Here is a 7,006-nt window from a genome sequence, read left to right on the forward strand (position 1 = left end):
ACCACGACGGCGCGGCACTCGACCGACCAGCCCCCACCCCCTCCGAGGAGGACCCGCCGGAGGCAGCCTTTCCGCCCTCGCCGGCACCCAACGAAGCTGTTCGGCGGATCGCGGTTGGTCAGGTGGCGCCTCGGATGCGTCACCGTCACCAGAGGGCAGGTTGCACGGCGGTGTGCCGGTGCACAGGCAGGATGATCCGGACGGACGGGCTCGCGACGGAGTCCACCGCGGTGCGCGGAGTGTGCGAGCCGGGGCAGTAGCCGCCCTCGTCCTCCCATCGGTCGGCGGCATCGCGCTCGGCGCGGGCCCGCTGTTCGGTGAGGGTGACCGGCTTCCGGTACAGGTTCCGGGCGCTGGAATCGAGCGGCGGGAGCACGCGGGCTGCGGCCTTCTGGTCGTCGCGGCGCTTGTAGCGTCGCCGGACCCGGGCGAACCGTGCCTCGTAGGCGGCCTGGTCGCTGTCGTGGAGTCCGGCCGGGTGGAGCCGGGCCAGTTCAAGGGCGACCTGTCCCATCGGGCTGGGGGTCAGTACGCGGGTGCCGTCGTCCTGGCGGACGGCGAGGAGGAACCGCGCGATGAACAGGGCTTCGGTCCGGTCGCGGCTGACCCGCCGGCCACCGGACCACACACCGCGCCGGGCTGCCTGCCGGGCCCTACCGTCTCGCCAGTACAGGCGCCCGGACACGGCGGCCTCCAGCACACGGACGTGCCCCGCCGTCCAACCGAGTTCGGCAACGTGCCCTTCGGCGAGATACCGGTTCCTCACCGCCTGGTCCCGGTTGTCCGCATCCATGCCGGTGGCCGCGCGCTCCTCGGCCTCCCGCTCGGCCTCTTCCCAACGACGTTCCGTCTCCCGCTCGGCGTACTCGGCCGCCGTCAGCTTCCGCTCCAGCTCGGCCCGCAGGTCCTCGGCCGTCGTCTCGGATCCAGCGGCCGACTGAGCCCGAACAGCGTGGTCGACAGCCGCACGCGCGCAGTACAAGGGGGCGCTGCTCGGCATGGTGGGGTCGTCGGCGTACTGCTCGGCGCGGTCCGCGTGACCCTCGGCTTCGACGGCTTCCTTGTGGGCCGCGTGCATGGCCGCCTCCAGACGGGCGGCGGCACCGGATCGGCTGCGGCACATGGCGGTCATGGCGTCGTCGGCTGCGGTGACGGCGAGGATGGCGGCCTGCCGGGCGACCTGGATACAGGTCTGCGGAGACGGGTCTCCGAGGTGGGCAACCTGATGCGGGGCGGCGGGTGCGTTCTCGGGCATGGGGGTGTTCCTCGGGATTTCGGTGGTGCGGTCGGCGGCGTGCCGTACGGCGTCGGGGAGGTGCCGCCCGTCATCGTGCGGAGCGCGATGGACAGTGCCGTCGTGCCCGCAGGGCACGCCCTTCGGCCCGGCGTCCGGACGGGACGGGAGGGCCGCCCGCGGCCCGGACGTTCCGGCCGGCTGCGAGCCGGGCCGGGCTGAGCCGTCCCGGAGGGACGCCCTTCGTACGGGGCCCGTGATCGGGCCTGGCCGCCGACGTGGGCGGCCCTGCTCGGTGGTGGGCGCTGCGTGGGGTGGGCGGCTCGATGCCGCCCGACCCACGGCCCGGCGGCCGGGGTCCGGCCGGGCGGTGGCCCCCGCCCGGCCGGGGCTGCCGCTACGCGGCGACCGGTTCGCGGGCGGCGACGCGGCACCGGGTGAGCACGGTCTGTGCGGTCTCGCCGTAGATGCTGTGGTCCTTGACCGTGCCGGTCAGCTCGACCTCGTCGCCCTGGTCGGGCACGTCGGCGGCGGAGCTGAACCAGACGAACACGTTGCCGTCGCCGTCCTGGAACTTCACCAGTCGGCGGCGCTGGGTGTGGTAGCCGTACGTCCGGCCCTCCAGCTCGATCACGGTGGTCACGGTGGCGGCGGTGGTGATCCGCTCGCCCACCGTGCCCTGCGGCTTGCTGTTCTGGGCGGCCCGCTCGGCGGCTTCCTTCTCCTGGTCGCGGTACCACCCCGCGATGGCGGACACCAGCGTCGGCAGGTGGCGCGGGTCGACGGTCTCACCCTTCGCCAACTGGCCCACCTTGTGGCGGTAGTCGGAGAGGCTGCCGTATCCCTGGACGGCCCATGCCCGGACGGCGGCGGCGGTGGTCGGCGCGTCGGGGTCGGCGTCGATGGCGGCCCGCCACTCCATCGGGGCCTTGCGGTCGAAGAAGTACGCTTCGACGCCGTCGGCAGTCGGCATCGTGTTCTTCCACTGCTCGGACCGGCTGTAGAACCGGCCCTCCGCCTTCACGATGGCGGCGGTCACCCGCAGGACCTCGATCACCGGGACGCGGAGATCGGCCGGGATGCCGCCCCCCTCGGCGTCCCAATCGGAGTCCTTCAGCGTGCCGAACCGCCACAGGGCCTCAAGCCCCTTGATCGGCAGGCCGGTGTACGGCTCGACGCACGTAGTGCCCAACTGCCGCATCTCGCCGTTCTCGTGGCGGGCAAGGTAGGTGGCGGTGCGGTGCCGGGTGACGGCGCACCCGTGGCAGAAGTTCTCGATGGCGCGGTACTGGCGGGCGGCCTCGGCGTCCTGCTCGGGCAGTCCGGGGAACAGGCTGGTGATCGTCTCGCCTTCCTCGTCGTGGTCCAGGCGGGCGATGACGGTCCAGCCGTGGTGACGGGGGATGTCACCGGAGATGGTCACGGTGACGGTGGGGCGCTGGCCGATCAGGCGGCCGTCGATGTCGTGGTAGTCGGCCAGGAACGGCTTGGAGATGTCCAGCGCGTACGCGCTGAGGTGGTGGACGGCGGCGCGGGCGTTGGTGGCCTCGACAAGCTGACGGACGCGGGACTGAGCGGTCGCGGGGATGGAAAACCGCATGGCTGCGCTGGTCATCGTGGTTGCTCCTGCTGGTGAGAGAGGAATCGCGGGCCCGGCCGGGCGGGTTGCCCTCCGCGTACGGCCGGTCTCGGGCCGGCTGGCGGCCCGTCGTCTCGGAGGGGGTTGCCCTCCCCCTCCGACACCATTAATTAAACCATGTTTTGAGGTGTGGGGCAAGCATCCCGGCCGGGGATATCGAGTGCGGCGCGGTCGCGGAGGAACGCGGCGAACAGGGCGGCGGTGTAGCTGTCGGCGGTGCCGTAGGTGCGGCGGCAGTCCAGTGCTCCGATGCGCTCGCCACGGTGGCGGACGGGGAACGGCTGGCCGGGGGCCGGGATGGCGAGCGCGTACAGTCCGCGCGGGGTGTCCACGCGCAGGACGACGGCGGCGGCCTGGTGGTCGTAGGCGGCCGACCAGCGGCGGAGCCCGATGCCGAACTCCGCGAGTCCGCCCGCGATGGCGCGGGCCTGCATGATGTCGGCGATGGTGCCGGGGTCGGGCTCGGCAGGGGCGGGAACGCATCCGCAACCGTGGTCGTCGGCGTGGGTCTCGAACAGAGCTGTACGGGTCACTGTGGGGCTCCTGGGGTGGCCGGGGGCGGGAGGGCTCCCGCCCCCGGCGTCGGGCGACTGAGGCGGTTAGGCGGCGGCTTCGTCGTCACTGGCCGGGTCGTCGGCCTCCTCGGCCTCCGGCTCGCCCTGCTCCTCGTCGGTGCCGGGCTCCTGCTCGGTCTCCGGCTCGCTGCCGGACGTGATCGCGCGGGGCTTCTTCTTCGACGGGTCGTACGGCTCGTCATCCACGACCGACTGTTCAATGGGCGTGAGCGGGTACCCGAGGGAAGCGAGCACCTGGAACCACCGGCCGGTGGGCGTCCGCGTCCACGGGGCGCGCTGGCTGTCCGTCCTCCACGCGGACCGGTTCGCGCACTTCTCCCGTACAGCGGCGATGGCGGCGAACTGGAGCTGCGGGGCCCTGCGGGGGTCCTTGGCGACGTGCCCGGCGAAGCTGCCCCGGTCCTTGGCCTGCTCGGTGCTCAGACCCAGGAATGCGGCCAGGATCTCCGTCGTCGGCTCCTTGTTCAGGTCGTCGCAGATTCCCCAACTTCCGTTTAGCAGAGCGTTGTTCACGTGCCCGATCAGGGTGTTCGTCGTGGCCTTCGGCAGGTTGCGCCGCTTGATCAGGTCGGTGATCCACTTCCGGCGCAGGGCCTCGGCCGCGTCCCAGTCGATGTTCCCCTTCTTGACGGCGGCGCGGGCCGCGCGCTCGGCCTCCACCTCGGCGGCGGTCTTCGTGCCGCCGCCGCTGCCGCTGCTGCCCTCGGGCACCGTGTGCCCGTACAGGCCGGGGGCGGAGCAGTAGGGCTCGTACCGGTCTGCCCGGCGCTCGTCGAACACCCACACCAGCCCCTTGCAGTCGGCGTGCTCCTCGGTGCTGATGCCGCGCAGTCGCCACACGGGCATGGCGCGCTCGGACAGCTCCTCGGCGTCCCGGATCTTCTGCCCGGCCGCCTCCAGCTCCGCGCGGTGGGCCTCGGCCTTGGTCCGCTTGTCGCGCTTGGTCCGTTCGACCGCGATGGCCCAGTCAACGTCTCCCTCGTCGGCGTCGTCGTCGGCGGCGGCCTCGCTGATCGCGGCGAGCGCTTCGGCGTCGTCCGCGAACTCCGACAGCGCGGCCAGGTGCTCGAACGTCCACTCGTAGCTGCTCGCGCCGCTGACGGCGGCCGACAGCTTCTCGTCGGACCGGACCTTGACCAGCGTCTTGACGTCCTTCTGCCGCACGCCTGCGGCCTTGGCGATGCGGCCCACCTGCGCGCCCGCCTTGGCCGCGCTGAACATGGCCTGGTTCATCTCGGTCTTGGTGAGGCTCTTGCGGTGCTGAGCGGTCGTGATCATGTCGAGGAACTGTCCGGCCGCGTCGCGGTCGTCGTCCTCCCACTCGTACGGCAGGTGGGTAAGTCCCGCGTCCTGCCCGCCGTAGTAGCGGCGATTCCCGTCGTTGACCTGGAGGACTCCGCCGTCAAGGCGCTGGACCTTGACGGGGATACGGCACCCCTCGGCGCGGAGCGATTCCACGAACGGCGCGTTGAGGTCCAGGTCTTCGCGGGCGTTCTTCGGGTGCGGGGTGAGCGCGTCGATCCGGATCACCGGGCGCGGGGTGACCGGCACGGACTCCAGCCCTGCGGCGACGGCGGCGGCCAGTCGCTGGAACCCGTCGATGACCTGCGGCACGTCGCCGTTGGTGCGCACGACGTATAGCGGCTCCACGACGCCGTTGTCCTTCACGTCGGCCAGCAGATCGGCCGGGACCTCGATGTCGTCGCGGACGTTGCCGGGGTGCGCGGCCAGCTCGGCGACCGTGAGGGTCGGCCACGGGGCAGGGGCGGCCTGGACGCCGGCCTGGGTCTTGGTGTTCGTCATCGGTCCTTCTCTTTCTGGTGAGAGTTCGTCGGGCCGTTCGGCCCGGTGGGGTGCCGGTCGGGGGGTTGCCCTCCCCCTTCCGACACCATTAATTAAACCATGTTCTTGAGAGTGGGGCAACCGGGGATGCTGTGATCGCCGTCACTCGGGTGAAGGGCTGCGGCGGTGCGGATCATGGCGGTGGCCTCGGCGGTGGTCCGCTCGGGCTCGTCCCCCCAGCACCACAGGAGGGTGCGCCGGTAGGCGTCCTCCGTGAGCCGCAGCCTTCGCCACCGAACCCCGGACACGGGACGGCCGTTGACCTGGTTGCTGAGCACCACAAGGGAGTCGAACAGGGCGCGTTGGAAGATGTCCCACGGTTCACCGCGTACGGACCAGCGGGGCCGGACGGAGCGCACCCCGCGCTCCCATGCGTGCAGCACGGTGCACGGGGCAGTGTCGCCCATCCGGCCGGGCTGCCAGAGGTGGTCACCCTGGTAGAGCCCGACGCGTTCGATGTGGTCGGCGGCGGCGGTAAGGATGCGGGCGGGGGTGGCGTGCGGCTTCCGGGACGGCATCGTGTCCTCTTGGCGGTGGTCGGCGGCGGTCAAGTGGTTGCGCGCTGGGCGGACTTGGCCGTGACGGTGCACTCGACGCAGTGACACGGCGTCTGCCACTGCCACCCGGCCGCGCAGATGATCGAGTAGGCAAGGGCGGCGGCTTCGCTGATCCGGCCGGTGCCGGGCTCCTTCGGCGTCGCGGCGGCCCACGTGTAGGGGAAGCTGTAGGTCTGGAAGTAGTGGCGACCGCTCTCGTCGGTCTTGTGGAATCGGGCCCATTCCATGTACATGCGGGGGCTCCTCGGCGCTTCGAGCGGGGGGCCGGGGCGGCGGGCTGCCGCCCCGGCCGGGACGGGCGGTCAGGCTGCGAGCGCTCCGGCGGTCTGGGCACCGATGCGGCGGGTGCCTCCGATGTCGGCGCGGTTGCCTGCGGCGGCTCCGTCGCCGTATCCGCTGCCGCTGTACGAGCCGCGCGAAGTCCTAACGTGCGGGTGCTCCTTGCGGTAGGCGGCCTCCACCATCGCGTCGCGGTCGGCCAGCACGAGTTCACCGCTGCGGCCCGTGGCCGACGTTTCCCCGCTGGCGGCGGCGCGGGCGGCCTGCTCGATCGCCTTGAGCCGTTCTATGACCCGCTCGATGAACCCAATGGTCCACGAGTTGCGCCAGGCTCGCGCACTGCGGACGCCGTACGGGACAACCTGCGCGTTGAGCCCGCCGAGCATCTGGATCAGGAGAGAGGCGTACAGGACTTCGGCGCGCTGGATGTCGGACTCGTGGCCGACGACGTGAACACGGCGCACGCTGCCCCGCACGCCCATGTGCACGGCCTTGCAGCCGACGTTCTGAGCGATGAAGCAGATGAGGCGGACGCGGGACATGGACCACGGGTTGGGGAGGTCGATGTACCGCGCGGTGACCGCATCTCGCGACGGCTGCCCGTCGCTCAACATGGCCTCTTCGACGCCGTACTTCGCCATCATTTCGAACGCCCGCTTCCGGGCCAACTCCGCCTCCGACTCCGGCGTACGGGGGTCCTCCGCCGTGGCGAGCAGGGCGCGAATGGTGTCGAGCTTTCCGGGGGCCTTCGTAGTGCTCACGTGCGTTCTCCTGGTGAGAGTGGGTGTCGGCGGCCGGTCGGCCTGCCGTTCGCCGGCCGGGGGTTGCCCTCCCCTTCCGACATCACTAATTAAACCATGTTCTAGGGGTTGGGTCAACC

At 71.6% G+C, this 7,006-nt stretch carries 7 protein-coding genes; all 7 read right to left on the reverse strand.

Going from position 1 to position 7,006, the window contains the following annotated elements; genetic code table 11:
- Positions 1-145 precede the first annotated feature (145 nt).
- The 7 genes from ABT123_RS36555 to ABT123_RS36585 all read right to left on the reverse strand — a co-directional run bounded on the left by ABT123_RS36555 (position 146) and on the right by ABT123_RS36585 (position 6,887).
- Positions 146-1,255, reverse strand: a complete 1,110-nt coding sequence (locus ABT123_RS36555) for a hypothetical protein (protein ID WP_351322746.1) — start codon at positions 1,253-1,255, stop codon at positions 146-148.
- Between the two features lie 376 nt (positions 1,256-1,631).
- Positions 1,632-2,849, reverse strand: coding sequence for a single stranded DNA-binding domain-containing protein (locus ABT123_RS36560; RefSeq protein WP_351322748.1), 1,218 nt, complete (start codon positions 2,847-2,849; stop codon positions 1,632-1,634).
- A gap of 134 nt (positions 2,850-2,983) precedes the next feature.
- Positions 2,984-3,406, reverse strand: a complete 423-nt coding sequence (locus ABT123_RS36565) for a hypothetical protein (RefSeq protein WP_351322750.1) — start codon at positions 3,404-3,406, stop codon at positions 2,984-2,986.
- Positions 3,407-3,472: 66 nt separating this feature from the next.
- The gene (locus ABT123_RS36570) at positions 3,473-5,251 is read right to left on the reverse strand and encodes a ParB N-terminal domain-containing protein (RefSeq protein ID WP_351322752.1); all 1,779 of its coding nucleotides are present in this window, start codon (positions 5,249-5,251) and stop codon (positions 3,473-3,475) included.
- Between the two features lie 92 nt (positions 5,252-5,343).
- Positions 5,344-5,808 (reverse strand): DUF6197 family protein, encoded by a 465-nt coding sequence (locus ABT123_RS36575; protein WP_351322754.1) that lies wholly within the window; start codon positions 5,806-5,808, stop codon positions 5,344-5,346.
- 29 nt (positions 5,809-5,837) lie between these two features.
- Positions 5,838-6,080, reverse strand: coding sequence for a hypothetical protein (locus tag ABT123_RS36580; RefSeq protein WP_351322756.1), 243 nt, complete (start codon positions 6,078-6,080; stop codon positions 5,838-5,840).
- Between the two features lie 69 nt (positions 6,081-6,149).
- Positions 6,150-6,887 carry a DUF2786 domain-containing protein gene (locus tag ABT123_RS36585; RefSeq protein WP_351322758.1) on the reverse strand — a complete coding sequence of 246 codons (738 nt, stop codon included), beginning with the start codon at positions 6,885-6,887 and terminating at the stop codon, positions 6,150-6,152.
- Between the last annotated feature and the right edge of the window lie 119 nt (positions 6,888-7,006).

This window comes from Streptomyces sp. NPDC002054, assembly GCF_040296685.1.
Lineage (GTDB): Bacteria > Actinomycetota > Actinomycetes > Streptomycetales > Streptomycetaceae > Streptomyces.